General features: G+C 73.6%; 15 protein-coding genes, 1 tRNA gene and 1 riboswitch (1 of these 17 running past the window's edge). Of the genes, 8 read left to right on the top strand and 8 right to left on the bottom strand.

Translation table 11 applies throughout. From position 1 onward, the window contains the following. Nucleotides 1–28: 28 nt before the first annotated feature. Nucleotides 29–1,165: a dihydrofolate reductase family protein gene (locus tag ACSU6L_RS19630; protein ID WP_437058519.1), complete on the bottom strand. Its 1,137-nt coding sequence runs from the start codon at nt 1,163–1,165 to the stop codon at nt 29–31. A gap of 65 nt (nt 1,166–1,230) precedes the next feature. On the opposite strand from ACSU6L_RS19630, the gene ACSU6L_RS19635 reads away from it, so the two are divergent. From ACSU6L_RS19635 to ACSU6L_RS19655, 5 genes are all read left to right on the top strand, one after another. After that, on the top strand, nt 1,231–1,740 hold the full coding sequence (locus ACSU6L_RS19635) for a MarR family winged helix-turn-helix transcriptional regulator (protein ID WP_437058521.1): 510 nt from the start codon (nt 1,231–1,233) through the stop codon (nt 1,738–1,740). A gap of 110 nt (nt 1,741–1,850) precedes the next feature. Then, nucleotides 1,851–2,492, top strand: coding sequence for a GTP cyclohydrolase II (locus ACSU6L_RS19640; protein WP_437058523.1), 642 nt, complete (start codon nt 1,851–1,853; stop codon nt 2,490–2,492). Nucleotides 2,493–2,589: 97 nt separating this feature from the next. After that, nucleotides 2,590–2,663: transfer RNA gene (locus ACSU6L_RS19645), tRNA-Met, on the top strand. A 373-nt stretch (nt 2,664–3,036) separates the two neighbouring features. Beyond that, nucleotides 3,037–3,194, top strand: a riboswitch (cyclic di-AMP (ydaO/yuaA leader). An 11-nt stretch (nt 3,195–3,205) separates the two neighbouring features. Then, nucleotides 3,206–4,255 carry a M23 family metallopeptidase gene (locus ACSU6L_RS19650; protein ID WP_437058524.1) on the top strand — a complete coding sequence of 350 codons (1,050 nt, stop codon included), beginning with the start codon at nt 3,206–3,208 and terminating at the stop codon, nt 4,253–4,255. Between the two features lie 103 nt (nt 4,256–4,358). Further along, on the top strand, nt 4,359–5,303 hold the full coding sequence (locus ACSU6L_RS19655; RefSeq protein ID WP_437058526.1) for an aldo/keto reductase: 945 nt from the start codon (nt 4,359–4,361) through the stop codon (nt 5,301–5,303). A gap of 16 nt (nt 5,304–5,319) precedes the next feature. Here the strand turns inward: ACSU6L_RS19655 and ACSU6L_RS19660 are convergent, their stop codons facing one another. The 4 genes from ACSU6L_RS19660 to ACSU6L_RS19675 all read right to left on the bottom strand — a co-directional run bounded on the left by ACSU6L_RS19660 (nt 5,320) and on the right by ACSU6L_RS19675 (nt 10,302). Then, nucleotides 5,320–6,660: a PrsW family intramembrane metalloprotease gene (locus ACSU6L_RS19660; protein WP_437058528.1), complete on the bottom strand. Its 1,341-nt coding sequence runs from the start codon at nt 6,658–6,660 to the stop codon at nt 5,320–5,322. Nucleotides 6,661–6,700: 40 nt separating this feature from the next. Further along, the gene (trmB, locus tag ACSU6L_RS19665) at nt 6,701–7,513 is read right to left on the bottom strand and encodes a tRNA (guanosine(46)-N7)-methyltransferase TrmB (RefSeq protein WP_437058530.1); all 813 of its coding nucleotides are present in this window, start codon (nt 7,511–7,513) and stop codon (nt 6,701–6,703) included. A gap of 80 nt (nt 7,514–7,593) precedes the next feature. After that, nucleotides 7,594–8,814, bottom strand: a complete 1,221-nt coding sequence (lhgO, locus tag ACSU6L_RS19670) for an L-2-hydroxyglutarate oxidase (protein WP_437064970.1) — start codon at nt 8,812–8,814, stop codon at nt 7,594–7,596. A 63-nt stretch (nt 8,815–8,877) separates the two neighbouring features. Beyond that, on the bottom strand, nt 8,878–10,302 hold the full coding sequence (locus tag ACSU6L_RS19675) for an MFS transporter (protein WP_437058532.1): 1,425 nt from the start codon (nt 10,300–10,302) through the stop codon (nt 8,878–8,880). Nucleotides 10,303–11,107: 805 nt separating this feature from the next. Here ACSU6L_RS19675 and ACSU6L_RS19680 point away from each other — a divergent pair. After that, nucleotides 11,108–13,213 carry an asparagine synthase-related protein gene (locus ACSU6L_RS19680; RefSeq protein WP_437058534.1) on the top strand — a complete coding sequence of 702 codons (2,106 nt, stop codon included), beginning with the start codon at nt 11,108–11,110 and terminating at the stop codon, nt 13,211–13,213. On the opposite strand, the gene ACSU6L_RS19685 is transcribed toward ACSU6L_RS19680, so the two are convergent. Continuing rightward, nucleotides 13,200–15,263: a sigma-70 family RNA polymerase sigma factor gene (locus ACSU6L_RS19685; protein ID WP_437058536.1), complete on the bottom strand. Its 2,064-nt coding sequence runs from the start codon at nt 15,261–15,263 to the stop codon at nt 13,200–13,202. The two genes, ACSU6L_RS19680 and ACSU6L_RS19685, sit on opposite strands and share 14 nt — an antisense overlap. 295 nt (nt 15,264–15,558) lie before the next feature. After that, on the bottom strand, nt 15,559–16,311 hold the full coding sequence (locus tag ACSU6L_RS19690) for a TetR/AcrR family transcriptional regulator (protein ID WP_437058538.1): 753 nt from the start codon (nt 16,309–16,311) through the stop codon (nt 15,559–15,561). 386 nt (nt 16,312–16,697) lie between these two features. Between ACSU6L_RS19690 and ACSU6L_RS19695 the strand changes: the two genes are divergently transcribed. Both ACSU6L_RS19695 and ACSU6L_RS19700 read left to right on the top strand, forming a co-directional pair. After that, nucleotides 16,698–18,065 (top strand): NAD(P)/FAD-dependent oxidoreductase, encoded by a 1,368-nt coding sequence (locus ACSU6L_RS19695; RefSeq protein ID WP_437058540.1) that lies wholly within the window; start codon nt 16,698–16,700, stop codon nt 18,063–18,065. 246 nt (nt 18,066–18,311) lie between these two features. Beyond that, entirely contained in the window at nt 18,312–19,973 is a 1,662-nt protein-coding gene (locus ACSU6L_RS19700) for an ATP-binding SpoIIE family protein phosphatase (RefSeq protein ID WP_437058542.1), read from the top strand. 15 nt (nt 19,974–19,988) lie between these two features. Here the strand turns inward: ACSU6L_RS19700 and ACSU6L_RS19705 are convergent, their stop codons facing one another. Next, a protein-coding gene (locus tag ACSU6L_RS19705) for an MFS transporter (protein WP_437064971.1) crosses the window boundary here: on the bottom strand, nt 19,989–20,613 show its end. The gene runs 638 nt beyond the window's last position; the window shows 625 of its 1,263 coding nt (coding positions 639–1,263); its start codon lies beyond the right edge, outside the window; the stop codon is at nt 19,989–19,991.

A 20,613-nucleotide genomic window follows, 5' to 3' on the forward strand; every position in this document is an offset into this window, starting at 1 on the left:
TCGGTCGGCCCGGCCCCGGCCCGCCCGGTCAGGTCAGCAGGTGGCGGTTCGGGGCCGTCGCCGCCTCCTCGTACTCCGGCAGGACCACCACGTCCACGCCCTTCGCGGACAGCGCGCCGACCCCGTCCGCACCCGTCACGAACGTGTCCGGCTCCCGCCACGCCGTGACCACCCTGCGCACGCCCGCGTCCAGGATCAGCCGGGCGCACGGGCGGGGCCGGGAGGCGCGGTGGGTGCAGGGTTCCAGGCTGCTGTAGACGGTCGCGCCGGGCAGCCTGGGGTCCGCCGGGTCGATCTTCGCCAGCGCCGCCTCCTCCGCGTGGACGACCGGGTCGTCGCTCTCCCGGGAGTGGCCGCGGGCCAGCTCGGCGCCGTCGGCGGCGACCACCACCGCGCCGACGCTGAAGGCGGACGACGACGGGGGGCACTGCCGTGCCAGGTCGCAGGCCAGCGAGAGCCAGTGCCGGTCCGCGGCCGACGCGACGGCGCCGGTGCCGGGGGCGGTCGGCTCGTAGCGCATCAGGACGACGTCACCGACCTGGCGGGTCTCCACCAGGCGCAGGCGGCCCGACTGGTAGGCGCCGGGGCCGAACAGGCGCGGGGCGTCCGGATCGCCGACGAACAGCGGGGCGAGGGCCAGCTGGACCTCGTCGGCCAGGCCCTGCTGGAGGAGCTGGGTGTGGACGGTGCCGCCGCCCTCCACCATCAGCCGCCGTACGCCGCGTACGTCGTGCAGGTCCTCCAGGACGGCCCGCCAGTCGAGAGAGGCGCCCAGCGCCACCACGTCCGCGTCCGCCGCGATGCCCGCCGCCCGCAGGCGGTCCGCGCCCTCCGGCGTCGTGTAGACGACCTTCTGTCCGCCCGTGTGCCAGAACTGCGCGCCGGGGTTCAGGTCGCCGGTCGCGCTGACCGTCACCTTCAGGGGGTACTCCGGCCGTCCGGCCGCCGTCCGGGCCGCCCGGCGCTCGGGGGAGTTGACGAGGAGGCGGGGGTTGTCGGCGCGGATGGTGCCGGCGCCGACGAGGATCGCGTCGACGGATGCCCGTACGTCGTCGACCCGGTCGAAGTCGGCGGGCCCTGACAGCAGGAGGCGTTCGGGACCGGTGTCGTCCAGGTAGCCGTCGAGCGAGACGGCGGCGGAGAGCAGGACGTACGGGTAAGGCATCGGCGCACCCATCTGGGAGACGGCGGATCTTGGTTCAAGTTTTAAGCAAACCTACACTGGGCGGCATGACGACCCGCTGGCTCACGCCCGAGGAGCAGCGCGCCTGGCGCGCGTACATCGCCGCCGCCCATCTCCTGGAGGACGCGCTCGACCGGCAGCTCCAGCGGGAGGCCGGCATGCCACACCTTTACTACTCCGTCCTGGCCGTCCTGTCCGAGGCGCCCGAGCGACGGCTGCGCATGACCGACCTCGCCGGGCAGCTGAAGATCACCCGCAGCCGGCTGACGTACGCCGTGGGGCGGCTGGAGAAGGACGGGCTGGTGCGGCGGGAGGGCTGCGCCAGTGACCGGCGGGGCAGTACCGCCGTCCTGACAGGCGAGGGGATGGCGGCCGTCGAGCGGGCGGCTCCGGGGCACGTCGGGACGGTGCGGGCCGCGCTCTTCGACCACCTCACGCCCGAGCAGGTGGGGCAGGTCGAGGAGATCTTCACCAGGGTCGCCGGGGCTCTCCAGGACGGCCGGGGCGGCGGGGAGGTCCCCTGGCTGCGGCGGTCGGCGCCGCCGTCCTGTTCGTGAGCTGCCTCACCGGCTGTTGCTTTAAGTTTCAAGCATGGGTAGGGTCCTGATCGACAGGCTGCTTCAAAACTGAAGCATGAGGAGTTCCAGCCGCCGACCCGGAGAACCGCATGTCCGACACCCCCGCCGCCACCCAGCGCGCCCGCGTCCGGGTGCCCCTGCAGTTCCACGACGGCTACCGCGTCGACGCCGAACTCGTCACCTTCCACGGCCTGGCCGACGGCCGGGAGCACCTCGCCGCCGTCCTCGGCGACCCCGCCCCCGGCAGCACCCCGCTGGTCCGGCTCCACTCCGAGTGCCTGACCGGCGACGTCTTCGGCTCCGCCCGCTGCGACTGCGGCCCGCAGCTGCGCGAGGCGGTCGAACGCATCGCCGAGCGCGGCGGTGTCCTGCTCTATCTCCGCCAGGAGGGCCGCGGCATCGGCCTCTACAACAAGCTCGACGCCTACGCCCTCCAGGACCAGGGACTCGACACCTACGAGGCCAACCTGGCCCTCGGCCTGCCCGAGGACGCCCGCGACTACACGGCCGCCGCCCAGATGCTCGCCGCCCTCGGCATCACCGAGCTGGACCTGCTCTCCAACAACCCGGACAAGGCGGAGCAGCTGCGCGCCCTCGGCGTCGACGTCCGCGACCGCGTCCCGACCGGCGTCTTCACCACCGCCCACAACGTCCACTACCTGCGTGCCAAGGTCCTCCAGACCCGGCACACCCTGCCGCTGGCCGACCTGACCGGACTGAATGTGGGGTAATCACCGCAGGTCAGGTGCGGTGCGCCGGCGGTGCGGGAGGCCGTGGGAAAACCCTGGCGCGGACGGCTCCCCGCATGGCGTACACTGGTTTCAACGACGCGGGGTGGAGCAGCTCGGTAGCTCGCTGGGCTCATAACCCAGAGGTCGCAGGTTCAAATCCTGTCCCCGCTACTGAAGGCTCAGGGCCGGAATCCATGGAAATGGGTTCCGGCCCTGAGTGTTTTCGCGTTTCCTTCACCCGCCGTGCGCCGGGCGTGCGGCCGAAAACATACGGGTGGCCGTGAAACACGCGGTGGTCGTGAGCTGTCACCGGGAGTGAGTGATCGAACCCCCTCCGCATAACATCTGAGACACCATCAAAAAAGGGAATGCTGCTGAAGTTGTCGCGAAGGCGGGTCAACTCGCCCGGTTTTCGCCGATGCTGGGGCGTACGTCCCGGCAGCCATCCTTAATGATCAAGTGGAACGGCTTGGAAATCACCCCCCGGTTCTATTAACGTCCGATAACGCAGCGCGGTCGTCCCAGCCGTCACAAGAGGCGGCTCCGTGCGCACGCGCCGAATCCCGTAAGGGAACCGGGGAACCACCACCTTGGGGTGAATCGGGCGTAAGCGGTCGTGTCCACACGGCTGATTTACGCGCGTAGGAGACCTTCCTGCTCCGAACCCGTCAGCTAACCCGGTAGGCGAGAAGGAAGGAAAGGAGTACGCCCACGTGGCGTCCAACCGGCCTGCCCCCGGGGCCCCCTTCGTGCCCGGCCAGCGCACCGGCGATCCCGCCGACACCTTGCTCTACGGCGGTCAGCGCACCGATGAGGGGCCGTTCGAGGAGTGGAATCCCACCGCGGAGTCCATTCGCCCCGTACGCGGCCGGCACCGCGTCTCCAAGCAGCGCGGCGGCGGACTCGCCCGCAGCTCCACCGTCCTGGGCGTCGGTGTCATAGCCGCCGTCGGCGCGGGCGGCATGGCCACCGCGCAGACCGGCAAGCCGCCGGTGTCCATCTCGATGCCGGACCTGCCGAACGTCGGCTCGCTCATCTCCGACGACGCCGAGCCCGAGCCCGAGGCCGAGACCACCGCCACCCCGCTCAGCAGCGTCGGCGTCACCGCCGTCGACACCGCGCAGGGCACCGCCGACGCCGGTGAGGCGCTGCGTGCCCGCATCATGGCGCAGGCCGAGCAGCAGCAGGACCAGGTCGAGTCCAAGGCCGCCGCCGAGGCGCTCGAAGCCGCCGAGAAGAAGGCCGCGGAGGCCGCCGCGCAGGCGGAGAAGGAAGCCGAGGCCGAGGCCGCCGCCGCGAAGAAGAAGGCGGAGGAGGAGGCCCGCAAGAAGGCCGAAGCCGAGCGCCTGGCCGAGCTGGCCAAGCAGTTCACGCTGCCGACCTCCTCGTACACGCTCACCTCCACCTACGGTCAGGCCGGCGCCATGTGGTCCTCCGGCTACCACACCGGCCTCGACTTCGCCGCACCCACGGGTACCCTCCTCAAGGCCGTGCACACCGGCACGATCACCCAGGCCGGCTGGGACGGCGCCTACGGCTACAAGACCGTCCTCACCCTGGAGGACGGCACCGAGATCCTCTACGCCCACCAGTCGTCGATCAGCGTGAGCGTCGGGCAGAAGGTCAGCACCGGGGACGTCATCGGACGGGTCGGCGCGACCGGCAACGTGACCGGGCCGCACCTGCACATGGAGGTGCACACCTCCGACGGCGGCGCCCTCGACCCGCTGGCCTGGCTTCGGGGCAAGGGCCTCACCCCCTGATCCCGGCCGGCTTCGAACCCCGGCGGTCCTGACGGCAACCCCCCGACGTCAGGGCTGCCGGTTCACGGAATAGCCGCTTCCCCCGGGGTCGTTGACTTCGAGCATGACTTCTCTGCGCAAGCTCGGCTCCTCCGACCTCGAGGTCTTCCCGCTCTCCCTCGGCGGCAACGTCTTCGGCTGGACCGCCGACCGTGATCAGTCATTCGCCGTCCTCGACGCCTACGCCGCCGCGGGCGGCAACTTCGTCGACACCGCCGACGTCTACTCGGCCTGGATCGAGGGCAACTCCGGCGGCGAGTCCGAGACGATCATCGGCGAGTGGCTGAAGGCCCGCGGCAACCGCGCCGACGTGGTCGTCGCGACCAAGGTCAGCCAGCACCCCGAGTACCAGGGTCTGTCCGCCGCGAACATCAAGGCCGCCGCCGACGCGTCCCTGCGCCGCCTCGGCACCGACCACATCGACCTCTACTACACCCACTTCGACCGGCCCGAGGTGCCGGTCGAGGAGATCATCGGAGCGCTCGACGAACTGGTGAAGTCGGGCAAGGTCCGGCACATCGCCGCGTCGAACATCTCGGCGGAGCGGCTGCGGGAGTCCCTGGAGTTCTCCGACCGGGAGGGCCTGGCCCGGTACGTCGCGCTCCAGCCGCACTACAACCTGGTGTCCCGGGAGACCTACGAGGGCGAGCTCCAGGACGTCGCCGCGCGGGCCGGCCTCGCCGCCGTCCCCTACTACGCGCTGGCCTCCGGCTTCCTCACCGGAAAGTACCGGCCCGGCACCACCGTCGACAGCGCGCGGGCGTCCGGCGCCACCAAGCACCTCCACAGCGAGCGCGGGCGCCGGGTCCTCACCGCGCTCGACGACATCGCCGCCGCCCACGAGGCGCCGGTCGCCACGGTCGCCCTCGCCTGGCTCGCCGCCCAGCCGACGGTCGCCGCGCCGATCGCCTCCGCGCGGACCGTGGAGCAGCTCCCGGCCCTGCTGGGCGTGGCGGAGCTGCGGCTCACGGAGGAGGAGCTGAAGAGGCTGGGAGAGGCCTCCGCGTAAGTCCTGGAACCTGCGGCTAGGTCCGGTAGGGGTTGTACGCCGGATACGGGGCCGTCGCGCCGTACACCGCCGCGCCGTACACCGCCGGGCCGTGCGCCGGTGGGCCGTACGCCGACCACGGCATCAGGACCGGCACCGGCGGGGCCGTGACCCGCGCGGCGTACTCCAGCGCCGGGCGGGCCACCTCGCGGCGGCGCCACAGCTCGTGCAGCAGCTGCCGCTCCCGTACGACGAAGTCCGCGCCGGCCCGGCCCCGCCGCCCCCGGTGTCTGAGGAACGCCAGCGACGTCGCGTACGCCTCGTACTCGGCCACCGCGCGGGACGCCGGTTTGCCCAGGTGGTGGCCGGCGAACTCGCGGGCCAGCCGGCGCGCCCGCATCGAGCCGAGCACGAAGGGCTCCGCCGGCCCCAGCCAGCCCGCCATCACATACGCGGGCAGCTCCTCGCGGACGGTTCGCAGCTCCCGCTGCCGTGTCCAGATCACCAGCCACGTCAGCAGCCCGAACGCGGGCACCATGAATGCGCCGTACACCGCGAAGAACCCGTACTCGCCGAAGGTCGCCGAGCCGTTCCAGAACGCGTGCATGCCCATCGCGAGCAGCAGCCCGCCCAGGGGCAGCAGCACCCGGCGCAGCAGCCGGCGTTCCCCCGACAGCGCGGCGAAGCCGAAGCCGATGCCGGTGAGGACGGTGAACAGGGGGTGCGCGAACGGGGACATCACGATGCGCACGAAGAACGTCGCAGCGGTGACGGAGGCGATGCCGCGGTCGCCGTGCAGCTGGTCGGTGCCGAAGGCGGTGCCGAGGTAGAGGATGTTCTCGGTGAACGCGAAGCCGGTCGCGGTCACCCCGGCTATCACCACGCCGTCGACGATCCCCGTGAAGTCACGTCTGCGGAAGAGGAAGATCAGCAGGATCGCGGCGGCCTTCGCGGTCTCCTCCACGACCGGCGCTATGACGGTCGCGCCCAGGGTGTCCGCGCTGGACGGGTCGGCGGTGGCCGTCGCTATCCAGCGGGTCGCGAAGCTGTTGGCCACGATGGCTATCAGTGCCGCCGCGCAGGCCCCCCAGGCGAAGGCGAACAGCAGGTTCCGCCAGGGGCCGGGTTCGACCCGGTCCAGCCAGCGGAACGCGGCTATCAGCAGCGGCACGGGCAGGATCGCCAGGCCCAGCCCGACGAGGAAGCCCTCGGTGCCGGTCTCCTCCCGCACCAGCGCGAGGATCACCAGACCGGACAGGGCGAGGAGCGTGACGAGCGCGCCGTAGCGCACCCAGGAGCGCTGCCACCAGTGCGCGTGCCGGGGCGCCCCGGGAGGGGGAAAACCGGGAGGCGGGGGGTACGGGGGACTGCTGGCCACGGCATTGACCCTAACGAGGGACGGAGCCGCCCGCGGGGGATCAGACGTCGGCGGGAGGCTGAGCTGACGGTACGTGGGGTACGCGGCGGAAGAGCAGATCGTTCACGACATGACCCTTGTCCAGTCCCTGTCCCTCGAAACGGGTCAGCGGACGGAACTCGGGGCGGGGCGCGAAGCCGCCGTCGGCCCGGGTGTTCTCGAAGTCGGGGTGCGCGGTGAGCACCTCGAGCATCTGCTCCGCGTACGGCTCCCAGTCGGTGGCGCAGTGCAGGATCGCGCCGGGCTTCAGCCGGGTCGCGGCGAGGCTCAGGAACTCGGGCTGGATGAGCCGCCGCTTGTGGTGGCGCTTCTTGGGCCAGGGGTCCGGGAAGTAGACCCGGAGGCCGTCCAGCGCGTCCGGGGCCAGCATCTCGCGGAGCAGGATGATGGCGTCGCCGTTGGCGACCCGGACGTTGGTCAGGCCGTTGCGGTCGGCGAGGTTCAGCAGGTTGCCCTGGCCGGGGGTGTGCACGTCGACCGCGAGGATGTTGGTGCCGGGGTCGGCGGCGGCCATCTGGGCGGTCGCCTCGCCCATGCCGAAGCCGATCTCCAGGACGACGGGGCCGGTGTTCCCGAACAGCTCCGCGAGGTCGATCACCCGCCCGCCGTCGATGTCCAGCCCCCACTTCGGCCACAGCCGCTGCAACGCGTCCGCCTGCCCCGCGGTCACCCGGCTCCGCCGCGGCTGGAAACTCCGGATCCGCCGCTCGAAGTGCGAACCGGCGGGATCGGCCTGCGGCCCCTCGGGAAACCGGGGCTGGCCCTTGGGGCGGCTGGGGTGGCGGGGCGCGGGGGAGCTCAGGGAGTCAGACACAGTGAGGTCGATTTTACGGGCATTGCCTCGGCCGCGGGCAGCCGCGGCGAGCCGCCGCGACGCCTCGGCCGCGACGCCGTTCAGCGCGCCTCCCCCAGCACCCGCAGCACCCTCCGGGCCACCTCCCTGCCGATCGGCAGGGACGCGGTCGCCGCGGGAGACGGCGCGTTCAGCACGTGCACCGCGCGCGCCCCCTCTCGGATCAGGAAGTCGTCCACCAGCGTCCCGTCCCGCAGCACGGCCTGCGCCCGCACCCCGGCGGCGCTCGGCGCGAGATCCGCCTCGGTCACCGAAGGCAGCAGTCTTCGCACCGCCTCGGTGAACGCCCCCTTGGACACCGACCGCCGCAGCTCCCCCGCCCCGTACCGCCAGTGCCGCCGCGCCAGCTGCCACGCCCCGGGCCACGCCAGCGTGCCGCCCAGCTCCCGGGGCCGGACGACGCCCCAGCCGTACCCCTCGCGGGCCAGCGCGGGCACCGCGTTGGGGCCGATGTGGACGGTGCCGTCGATGCCCCGGGTGAGGTGGACGCCCAGGAACGGGAACGCGGGGTCGGGGACGGGATACACCAGCCCGTTCACCAGCTCCGGTCGCCGCAGGTCGTAGTACTCACCCCGGAAGGGGATGATCCGCATCTCGGGGTCGTCCCCGGTCAGCCGCGCGACCTCGTCGCACCGCAGTCCGGCACAGTTCACCAGCACCCGTGCCCGCACGACCGCCCCGTCGGCCGTCTCCACGGCCACGCCCAGTTCCGGCCGCCGGTCCACGCGGACGACCTCCGCGCCGTAGCGCAGCTCCGCGCCGGACGCGGCGGCGAGCCGGTGGGCGACGCCGACGAAGTCGCAGATGCCGGTCGTGCCGACGTGTATGGCGGCGAGGCCGCGCACCTCCGGCTCGTACTCCGCGATCTGGGCCGCGCCCAGCTCCCGCACCGGAATGCCGTTCTCCCGGCCGCGCTGCACGAGGGCGTGCAGGCGGGGCAGCTCCGCGCGGTCGGTGGCGACGATCAGCTTGCCGGTGACGGCGTGCGCGATGTCGTACTCGGCGCAGAACTTGACCAGCTCGGCGGCGCCCCGGACCGCGTACCGCGCCTTGAGGGAGCCGGGGCGGTAGTAGATGCCGCTGTGGATGACGCCGCTGTTGCGCCCCGTCTGGTGCCGGGCCGGGCCCGGTTCCTTCTCCAGCACCATGACCTGCGTGCCGGGCGCCCGGCGTGTGATCGCGTACGCCGTCGACAGGCCGACGATCCCGCCGCCGATCACCAGCACGTCACAGTCGTAGGCGATCTTCCGCACCTGCACCACCTCCCGGTTTCGATAGTGCACTGCGCCACTGACAATGCCCTCAAACCCGGGACGTGTCCGGTGTCACGCCGGGGCCATCAGCAGGGGGCGGGCGCGTTCGCGCAGCTCCACGACGCGCGGCTCGTCGCCGTACGGCTCCAGGCGGTGCAGCAGGTCCCTGACGTACTCCGTGGTCCGCGCGGACGATATGCGCCCGGCGACCTCCACCGCGCGGACCCCCGCCGCGCAGGCCGCGTCCAGGTTGCCGGACTCCAGTTCGGCGACCGCCCCGACGATCAGGCGCAGTCCGTGGGAGCGGACGAACTCCTCGGTCGGCTGCGAGAGGGCCTGCTCGGTGAAGCGGCGGACCTGGCGGGGAGCCTTCAGGTCGCGGTAGCACTCGGCCGCGTCGGCGGCGAAGCGGTCATAGGAGTAGAAGGCGAGCCAGCTCGGGTCGTGGTCGCCGGGGCGGGCCCGCTCCAGCCAGCTCTCGGCCGCCTTCAGAGCCGCGCCGGCCGCCTGGGCGTCTCCCGCGCGGGCGTGCGCGCGTGCCTCGACGAGACGGAAGAAGCTCATGGTGCGGGCGGTGGCCAGGCCCCGGTTGCGTTCCAGGGCGGCCTGGGCGAGGTCCACGCCCTCGTCGCCGAAGCCCCGGTAGGTGGCCTGCAGCGACATCGACGCCAGGACGTAGCCCCCCAGGGGCACGTCGGCCGCCGCGCGGGCCAGGCGCAGGGCCTGGATGTAGTAGCGCTGGGCGGCTTCCTGCTGGCCGGTGTCGAAGGCCATCCAGCCGGCGAGACGGGTGAGTTCGGCGCTGGCGCCGAACAGGGCGCGGCCGACCTCGTCGGAGTAGGAGCCCAGGAGCAGCGGGGCGGCCTCCACGCGCAGGCATTCGGGGACCATGGACGAACGCCAGTCCCCGCCGCCGTACTTGGAGTCCCAGCGGCGCGCGTCCTCGGCGGCCTCCCGCAGTTTCTGCACATCGCTGTGGCCGACTTTGATCGGTGCGCCCGAGCCCTCGGCGGGGTTCGCCTCGCGCGCCACCGAGCTGTCGGCCGGGGTTATCAGCCACCGTGACGCGGGGGTCGCATAGGCGCTCACGGCGAACGAACCGGCCAGCGACTGCCAGATGCCGCCGGAGCCGGCGCGCCGCCCGGCGAGGTCGAGGCGGTACAGCTCGGTCGCCGACTTCACCGCCTGGCCGACGTCCCGGGGGAAGGCGAGACCCACCTCGGGCGCGGGGTCGGCGTCCGCCAGGCCGATCTCGTGCAGCGGCACCGGACGGCCGAGCTTCTGGCCGATCGCGGCCGCGATGAGATGGGGCGCGGCACCCTGCGGGACCATGCCCTTCGACACCCAGCGGGCCACCGAGGTCTTGTCGTAGCGAAGCGTCAACCCGCGTTGGGCACCGAGGTCGTTGACGCGTCGTGCGAGTCCCGCGTTGCTGATTCCCGCGAGGGCGAGAACGGCGCCGAGCTTTTCGTTCGGCCCGCGTTGCTCCCTGGACATGCGCCACCCCTCGACACAGACGGCTGCCGCGCTGGCATAACCGTGCGGCATTCGTAAACCCAGCGTAGTTCGCCGCATCCCAAGCGTTAAGGGGCATTGTTCCGGTTGGCGGGATTGTGGTCCGTACGGCAGTACGGGCCCTGTACGCACCGTTGCGGCGTGCTCCCGGTGTGTGGCCGTGCGCCCGTCCGTGCGCTCTTCTCCGGCCAACTCGGGAGCGATTCCATGGCTTCTGCGTGGGTCGGCCCGCTGTACTGACCAGTGGGCTGGGGGACACCGCCGCCTCACATCCCCGCGGGCGGCGGTCCGGCCCGGGGGGCGTGCTCCGTTTCCCGGGCCGTGCGCCCGTTCGGTGATGCGCAGAGCATGTACGGAGCGTGCACGGCGGCGGTGGCGCACGGCCTTGGTGGTCTTGGAATGGCCGAAATTCGACCCCGTAGGGTGTTGGCCAATACCTGCGTCCACCACACGGTTTGAGGGCGCGTTGGGGGTTTTCAGGGGGCGTACCGGGGGCGCATTCACGTCGTCGGCGCGGGCGGTCCGCCTGCGCTTCTCCCCGGGGTCCTCCCCGCGGTCCACTCCGCACTTCCCTGCGCTGAACGGCAGTTGGGCCGGGCGGTGGCCTGCCTCCAAAGCGCATGCCAGGCGCATGCCAGGCGCATGCCAAGGGCGCATGCCAGGGCGCGCGGGGCGCATTCAAGGGATCGCAAGCGGCTCCGCCGACCCTCCGCGGCGCCTCCTTCGTGGCAGCATGGTGAACCGGTTCTCGCGGTGCACTGGTTGTCCACAGTCTGTGGAGGCGTCGATGCGGTGGTTGGTGGGTTGGAGCAGCACCGCCGCGGGCACCGCCCGGATCGGCACCGCCGGCGCCACCGGGTACGACGGCGAGACCCTGCAGCCGGTGGGCTCCCAGCTCCTGTGGGGCGATCCCGACCCGCTGTGGGCGGTCGGCGACTGGCGCCCCGACGAGGTCCGGGTGGTGTCCGCCGACGCGCAGACCCGCATCGCCGTCCTCGGCACCTGCGGCGCCACCGACGAACAGCTGCGGGTCGGGCTGTTCGCCGCGCGCGGCGGCGCACTGCGGCATCTGACCGCCTGGCCCGGCAGCTACACGGCGGTCGTCCAGGTCGGCCGCCGGATCACCGTCTGCGGCGACCTCGCGGGCGCCCGCCCCGTCTTCCACACCCCATGGGCCGGCGGCACCGCCTACGCCACCGCCGCGCTGCCGCTCGCCGACCTCGTCGAGGCCAACCTCGACTTCGGCCACCTCGCCGCCCTGCTGGCCGCCCCCGACGTCCCGGCCGCCGTCCAGGAGTCCACCCCGTACGACGGCGTACGGCGCATTCCGCCGGGGCACGCGCTGATCCTGCGCGCCGGGGCGCGGGAGATCGCCGGGTACGAGCCCGTCGCCTCCCTCGCCGTGGCCGCGCCCCCCGCCGACCCCGACCGCGCGGTCGACGCCGTACGCGACGCCCTCGTGGAGGCCGTGCGGACCCGGCTGTCCGCCCCCCGCCACGTCCCCGGCGCCGACATCGACCCCGGACCCGTGCCCGGCATGGGTCCCGCCGAACGGCGTGCCGCGCGCGGGATGCCGGTCCCGGGCATCGGCGCCGACCTGTCCGGCGGCCCCGCCTCGGCGACCCTCGCCCTGCTCGCCGCCGGACTGCCCGGCATGCCCGGCACCGTCCTCGGACACGGCACCGGCGCCGGTGAGCGGCTGCTCGCCGTCACCTTCAACGACCTCGCCGTCGGCGGCCGGGAGGCCGAGCTGGAACGCGCCGGGGCGCTCGCCGCCGGGCCCCGGCTGCACCACGTGGTGGTGACCGGCGACGAGGAGACCCTGCCGTACGCCGACCTGGACGGACCGCTAACCGACGAGCCGAGCCCCATGCTGGTGTCGGCCGTCCGGCACCGCGCCCGGCTCGCCGCCGGCAGCGCGGACCACCTCACCGGCTACGGCGCCCGCCAGGTCCTCGACGCCCACCCCGCGCGCCTCGCCGACCTCCTCATGGACCGCCGGCGCCGGCATTTGGTGCGCCCGGTGGCCGCCCTCGCGAAGGCGGACGGCTCGGTGCTGGTCCCCGCGCGCGTCTACGCCGCCGCCCGCCGCCTCGCCCGCACCCCGTACCGGGCCGGCGTGGAAAGCCTCGCCGCCCAGCTCCTGGAGCGGGGCTTCGACGAACCCGGCGGTGCCACGGGGGCGTCTCTCGCCGGGCTCACCTGGGCCAGACCCGGCCCGGCGGCACGCTGGCTGACCGGCGAGGCGCTCGCTGAAGTATCGGTTCGTCTCCAGACGGCCCTCCAACGGTCCGCCGTCGGCCCCGACCGCCGCCCCGGCGACTTCCGCGCCCGCGCGGCCCTCGCGCGCACCGCCGCCGACGTCCGCGTCCTGGAACAGGCCGCCGAGATCCGCTTCCAGCGCCTGCACACGCCGTTCCTGGACAACCAGGTCGTCCGCGCCTGCCGCGAACTGCCCGAGGCGCTGCGCGTGCAGCCCGGGGCGCGCGCCGAGATCCTGCGCAGCGTGCTCACCGGCGCCGGTGTCACCGACCTGCCGCCCGGCTGGGGCGCCACCTCCCAGGCCCCGCAGGCCGCCGCCGCCCGCACCGGCCTGCGCGTCGCCGCGCACTCCCTGATGGCCCTCTTCGACACCCCCCTGCTGGCGCAGGCCGGTCTGGTCGAGGCCCGCGTGGTCCGCAAGGCGCTGCGCCGCGCCGCCGAGGGCGAGCCGCTGCCCCTGGACGGGCTCGCCGACCTCGTCTCCCTGGAACTGTGGCTGCGCCGCCTGCTCGCCCGCCGCGGCACCTGCTGGACCGGCACCCCTGGACGCGCGCGGGCCGTCCCGGCGGGCATCGTCCCGCAGCGCGGCGCGCTGGGCGCGGGTGCCGCCGTGAACCCTATGAGCAGGTGAACCTGGCGTCCGCCCAGTCCGCGACGGCCACGTCGTCGACGTGGTTGTGCGGCTCCACCACCAGCCGCACGGTCTCCCGCCCGGCCAGGTCCACCTGCACGGGGACGGCCGCGTCGCCGCCCTTGACCATGCGGGACTTCCACAGCCGGACACCGTCGGCATAGACCGAGAAGTAGACCCTGCCGAGCTTCAGCGTCATGTCGTCGACGCCGACCAGCGCCTGGTAGGAGCTGCACTCGCGGTTGAGGTCGATGGTCACGGAGGACTCGGCGTGCACGGTGACCCCGCGCGCGTAGGACGTCCCGCCGATCGACAGGCCCTGCCGCTGCCACACCCAGCCGCTCTCGCCGATCCGCATCTCGGGCTCGCTGCCGTCGCCGCTGATGTCGTACGCCAGGTCGCTCCACTGGTAGACGACCGGCGCGGGCGGGGGAGCGGGCGCCGGTGTCGGGGGGGCCGTGGGGGTCGGCTTCGGGGCGGCGGTCGGGGTCGGTGCGGGAGTCGGTGTCCGGGGAGGCTTCGGGGTGGGCGTGGGGGTAGGCGTGGGTGTCGGTTTCCGAGCGATCACCCGGGGCGCCGGCGGGGGTGCGGGCGCGGGCTTCTTCGGCGACGGGACCACCGATGGGGTCGTCGACGGGGTCGGCGACGGGGTCGGCGACGGCGGTTCCGGCTGGACGGCCGGTGCCGACACGGGCGGCTTGGCCACCGGCTTCCCGGGCGGGCTGTCGTCGCCGACCAGCGCCAGCGCGACGGCAGCGGCGGCCACCGCGACCACCCCGGCCGCGACTCCGGCCTTCACCGGCGCGCCCACCCCTTCGGCGGCCACACCACCGGCGCTCGCCCCACTTCCGGCACCTGCCGTGCTTCCGGCGCCCGCCCCGCTTCCGGCGCCCGCCCCGCTTCCCGCGGCCACCCCGCTGCCGGACGTGCCTGCCCCGGCGCCCGCGGCCGCTCCGGCGCCCGTGCCCGCCCCGCCGGACGAACCGCCCGCCGCGGCGGCCGCGCCCGCGGCGCCCGCCGCACCGGCTCCGGCCCCGCCCGCGAGGAGCCCGGCCGCCTTGGCGTACCCGGCGGCGCCGAACCAGCCGATGACGGCCACCGGCACGACGGCCGGGATGCCGGCGGCGACCTCCTCGATCTGGCCGGCCGCCAGCCGGCACTTCGCGCACTCCTCCAGGTGCTTGCGCAGACCCCGCTCCGCGCGGGTGCGGAGTTTGCGGCGGGCATAGGTCCCGAGCTGGTCGGCGTAGCGCGCGCACTCCTGGTCGGTGGCGAGGCTGGTGCTGACATGCGCCTGGAGGTACGCCTGCTTGAGGCCCTCGCGGGCCCGGCTGGCGAGCACACGCGTGCCGTTGGCGTCGAGCCCGAAGAGCACCGCGACCTCGCTCGGCGACTCGTCCTCGACCTCGGTGTGCCACAGCACCGCCTGCCAGCGCTCGGGCAGCGAGCGGAAGGCCCGCATGGCCATCGACTGCTCGGCCTCGTGCATCGCCCGCGCGTCGGCCCCGAGATCGAGCGTGCCGGCGTCGGGGACGTCGGAGGCCCGCGCGGCCTGAGCGGCGAACACCGCGAAGTCGTCGACCAGATGCTCCCGCTTCGCCGAGCTCGTCCAGTTCGCGGCGACCCGGCGGACGCTGGTCAGCAGATAGGCGCGCACGGCGTGCTCGGGGCCGGAGCCGCCGCGCACCGCCTGGAGCATGCGGGCGAAGACCTCCGCGGTGAGGTCGTCGGCGGTGTGGGCGTCACGGCAGCAGGTGCGCGCGTACCGGCGGACGGCGTCCGCGTGGCGCCGGTACAGCTCCTCGTACGCCGTGTCGTCCCCGGACCGCATCCGGCCGATCAGCTCGGCGTCGGAGGGCGGCACCTCGCGCGGCGGCGGCAGGATGCCGTGGTCGTCGCGGCGGTCACGCTGCGCCGGTACGGCCCGCTCGGGTGAGAAGCCCGCCGGGAGGCCGGCGCGTTTGCCCTGGCTCGGCACATGTGGTGGAACGAGGCCACCGGCCTCCGGGTCGCCGTCGTCCAGTGACTCGTCCCGCCCGTCAACGCTCATCGCGGAAAGCCCTCGCCGCCTGCCCAACCAGTCCCGACCACCGGGTCAGAGTGCCACAAGGCCTTTCGGCCGGACCCCGGCAGTGAACGGCCGTCCACTCCTCCGAGGGGACTTGTCGCCGCACGGTACTGATCGTCACCCGTTCGGGGAAGCAGCAACGGACCTGCGTGGATGTGCAGTTGAGCGCCGTTCCCGGATGTGCCCGGGGTCGCCGGCGGCGAGGAGGCGAGGGACGCGGGCACCTCGGCACCCACGCCCCTGTCACCTCATCGGGTTACGCCGATCGGCCGACACCTCACGCCGGACGCGACCGCAGCCCCTCCAGCAGGATGTCCAGCAGCCGTGCCGAGGCCGCCGCCTGCTGCGCCGGGTCCGGCAGCGAGGGCGCCGCCGTCGCGATCACCAGCAGGACGTCCGACACCGACACGTCGGCACGCAGCTCGCCCGCCGCGCGGGCCCGCTCCACGAGCTGGCCCACCACGTCGAGCAGCGCCGCCGCCCCCGCGTCGTCCTCGGCCGCCGGCTGCTCCGGCACCAGCCGCAGCTCCCCGCCGCCCGGCTGGGTCCGCTGCTGCGGCACCCGCGTCTCCTCCGGCTCGGCGTCGCCCTCCTCGGCGACGCCGACCCGCAGCACCTGCGGCGGCAGCAGCCGGCCCGCGCCCGACGCCACCGAGGTCCGCAGAAAGCGGGACAGCGCCGACCACGGCTCGTCCTCCTGCCCGAGCGCGGCCCGCGCCTGATCGGTCAGCCGGGAGATCTCCTCCTCGGCTATCCGCCGGACCAGAACGTCCTTGCTCGGGAAACGCCGGTACACCGTGCCGACGCCGACCCGGGCGCGCCGCGCCACGTCCTCCATCGGCGCGCCGTAACCCAGCTCGCCGAAGACCTCGCGCGCCGCGCGCAGTACGTGCTCGAGGTTGCGCTGTGCGTCCACACGCAGCGGCGTCGTCCGCGAGGTGTCCCCGCGTCCGGTGCTCACCGCCGCGCCGACCGCGCCGCCGGTTGCGATGGCCGACGCGGAAGACCAACGAGAGTCCTGAATGTGCATAAGAAATCCCCCGGTAATGACGTCTCCCCCCGGAGACTCTCCCCGTCATTGGATGCCGGAGCGCACGGAACCGGCTCAAACCCCGAGCCCGCCGGTCGAGCCCACCCGTCGCGGACCCGAGAGGCACCCCCTACACCCCGTCGTGAGACGAACATAGTTGAGAGACAGTCAATTCAGAAGGGGCAGGTTCCGCACGGAGCGCCCCCCGATCGGAGTACGGGCCGTATACGCCCCGATTGCACCCCCCTATGTCACCTGTCTCACACCCCCTGACCTGCGCAGCTTTCCCGCACATGGGTGATTCGGCCAACACCGGGCACGCGCGCCGTGCGGTCACACAAATTGCCGGGGCTGTGGACAAACGCAAGCACTGGGTGCGTCATGGGATGGTGAAGGAACGTGCGCGCATTCTCGTTGTCGGCGGCGGCTACGTCGGGATGTACACGGCCCTGCGCCTCCAGCAGAAGCTGAAACACGAACTGAAGACGGGCGAGGCGGAGATCACGGTCGTCACCCCGGACCCGTACATGACGTACCAGCCGTTCCTCCCGGAGGCGGCCGCCGGTGCCATCTCCCCGCGCCACGTGGTCGTACCGCTGCGCCGCGTCCTGCCCCACTGCCGCGTCGTGATCGGGGAGGCGGAGGCCGTCCGGCACGCCGACCGCACCGCGACCCTCGCCACGCTGGCCACCCGGGAGCGGGGCGCGCCGCCCGAGGAGCTGGCGTACGACGAGCTCGTCCTCGCCCCCGGTTCGGTCTCGCGCACCCTGCCCGTCCCCGGTCTCGCCGACCACGGCATCGGCTTCAAGACCGTCGAGGAGGCCATCGGCCTGCGCAACCACGTCATCGAGCAGATGGACATCGCCTCCTCCACCCGCGACCCCGCGATCCGCGACGCGGCCCTCACCTTCGTCTTCGTCGGCGGCGGCTTCGCGGGCGTGGAGGCCCTCGGCGAGCTGGAGGACATGGCCCGCTACACCGCGCGGTACTACCACAACATCAAGCCCGAGGACATGAAGTGGGTCCTCGTCGAGGCCTCGGACCGCATCCTGCCCGAGGTCGGCGAGGAGATGGGCCGCTACACGGTCACCGAGCTGCGCCGCCGCAACATCGAGGTCCTCCTCGGCACCCGCCTGGAGTCCTGCGTGGACCGGGTCGCCGTCCTCAGCGACGGACAACGATTCCCCACCCGTACGGTCGTCTGGACGGCCGGCGTCAAACCGCACCCGGTCCTCGCGGCCACCGACCTGCCCCGCACCGCGCGGGGCCGTCTGCGGTGCACCGCCGAGCTGGCCGTCGAGGGGCACCCCCACGCGTGGTCCGCGGGCGACGCCGCCGCCGTCCCCGACGTCACCGCCGCCGACCCCGGCACCGAATGCGCCCCCAACGCCCAGCACGCCGTGCGCCAGGCCGGCGTCCTCGCCGACAACATCGTGCGCTCCCTGCGCGACGAGGCACTTCTGACGTACACCCACAAGTACGTCGGCTCCGTCGCCTCCCTCGGCCTGCACAAGGGCGTCGCCCATGTGTACGGACGCAAGCTGAAGGGCTACCCCGCGTGGTTCATGCACCGCGCCTACCACCTCAGCCGCGTGCCCACCTTCAACCGCAAGGCCCGCATCCTCGCCGAATGGGCCCTCGCCGGCCTCTTCAAACGGGAGATCGTCTCCCTCGGTTCACTCGAACACCCCCGTGCGGAGTTCGAACTCGCGGCCGGGGGAAAACCTGCCGACGACCCGAAGGGGTCGTCCTGACCGAAGCAAGGAACTCCCGGAGCCACCCGGGCGTCTGACGGATGTCGGCCCGGTCGGCCACACTGCCAGACTGGTCCACGCCGAAACGGGCGGGCCGCCGCCCGCCCTGCCCGCCGAACCCACGAGGCTTTCCCAAGTGCTGCACATCCCAGGGGCGGTGCCACCCCACGGTCACCACCGTGCCGCCCCCGGGGGACCGGGCCGGGTCCGGAGCCGGCCGACGACAACTACACGAGGCAAGGATTCGTGAACTTCACGCGCTGGAGCGCCCGGCTCCCCGGAACGCAGCGCCGCGCCGCAGCGCGGACCGAACCCACGGTCAACTCCGACCGCCGGGCGGAGGGCCGGGGCGAGGGCTCCGTCCCCGCGGCCCGCGCCGAACACCTCACCGACCAGCTCCCCGCCCTCCCCGCCGTCGACGAACTGCCGGTGCGCGAGGTCCTGGACCGCGTCCCCGCGCTGGTCGCCCTCGTCCACGGCCCCGACCACCGACTGGCGTACGTCAACGAGGCCTACGCCGCCGCCTTCGGCGCCCGCCCGCCCGGCGAGCCGGCCCGCGACGCCCTGCCCGAGCTCCAGGAGTTGGGCCTGCTCCCGCTCCTCGACCAGGTCCAGCGCAGCGGCAAGCCGCGCACCCTGAAGTCCCGCAAGGCCCTCGACGGCCGCTCCTACACGTTCTCCTGCACGCCGGTCCGCGAAGGCGGCGGAAGCGGCGGCCGCGGAGTCCTCGTCTTCGCCACCGACGTCACCGACCACGCCGAGGCCGCCGAACGCCTGCGCGCCAGCGAACGCCGCCAGCGCGAGACCGCCGTCACCCTCCAGCGCTCCCTGCTCCCCCAGGAACTCGAACAGCCGGACGACCTGCGGATCGCCGCCACCTACCAGCCCGGCGGCACGGAAGCGGCCGTCGGCGGCGACTGGTACGACGTGATCACCCTCGGCGGCGGCCGCACCGCCCTCGTCATCGGCGACGTCATGGGCCGCGGCGTCCGCGCGGCGGCCGTCATGGGCCAGCTCCGCACCGCGGTCCGCGCCTACGCCCGCCTCGACCTGCCCCCGCACGAGGTCCTCCAGCTCCTCGACGGCCTCGCCACCGAGATCGACGCCAACCAGATCGCCACCTGCGTCTACGCCATCCACGACCCCAACGAGGGTCGGCTGGTGTACGCCTCCGCCGGCCATCTGCCGATCCTGGTCCGCGACGAGAACGGCACCGTCCAGCGCGCCGACGAGCCCACCGGCCCGCCCCTCGGCACCGGCGGCTGGATGCACGCCTCCGGCTCCGTCCCGCTCGGCCCCGGCTCCACCGCCGTCCTCTACACGGACGGCCTCGTCGAACGCCGCGACGAGGACCTCGACGAGGGCATCGCCGCCCTGGAACGCGCCCTCGCCGGCGCCACCGGCACCCCGCAGGTCGTCTGCGACCGCCTGGTCCGCTCCGCCGGCGTCACCGCCGACCACGACGACGACGTCGCCGTCCTCGTCCTCCAGCACCCGGCCCGCACCGGCCCCGACGCCGACCTCTTCCGCAACGCCGCCCTGGAACTCCTCGGCGGCGTGGAAGCGGCCCCCCGCGCCCGCGCCTTCGCCTCCGGCGTCCTGACGAGCTGGCGCTTCCCGGCGGACCTGCACGACCTGGGCGTCCTGGCCGCGAGCGAACTCGTCGCGAACTCCCTCCAGCACGGCACCCCGCCCATGCGGCTACGCCTGCGCCGCACCGACCGCCGCCTGATCATCGAGGTCACCGACGGCGACGACCACCTCCCCCGACGCCGCCGCGCGGAACCCGGCGACGAATCCGGGCGGGGCATCGCCATCGTCGCGACCATCGCCTCGAACTGGGGCTGCCGCCGGACACCGGGCGGCGGCAAGGCGGTCTGGTGCGAGTTCGCACTGCCGAAGAGCTGAGGCGGCCGCGCCGGCTCAGGCCTCCGCGGCCACCGGCTCCGCCGCCGAGCCGCCGCGCGCGACCACCCGGTTGCGCGCCACCCACGGCTGGTCCTGGATCTCGGTGAGCCGCCGCCCCAGCCGTATCGCCAGCACGCTGATGCCCAGCGAGAACAGCAGGAAGGTCACGATGTACGGCGCGTGCAGCGAGGCGCCCATGGGCCCGCCCACCGCCGGCCCCACGGCCAGCGCCAGCTGCTTCACCAGGGCGAACGCCGAGTTGTACTGACCGGCCAGGCCCTCCGGCGCCAGATCGGCGACCAGCGGGGCCACGGTCGGCGACAGCATCGCCTCACCCAGCCCGAACAGCGCGTATGTCGAGACGAACGCGGCCGTGGCCATCTCCTGGCTGCCGTGCCCCAGCCCCGCGTACCCGGCCGCGAGCCACGCCACGGCCCAGATCAGCCCGACCGCCGCGATCACCCGGGAACGCCGACGCCGCTCCACGAAGCGCAGTACGGCGAACTGGGCCACGACGATCATCGCGGTGTTGGCGGCCAGCGCCGTCCCCAGCGCGGACGTCGAAATCCCGGCGGCCTCCACCCCGTAGGCACTCAGCCCCGACTCGAACTGCCCGTAGCAGGCGAAGAACAGCACGAAG

Origin of the sequence: Streptomyces sp. enrichment culture (assembly GCF_964272855.1) — a bacterium.
Classification (GTDB): domain Bacteria; phylum Actinomycetota; class Actinomycetes; order Streptomycetales; family Streptomycetaceae; genus Streptomyces.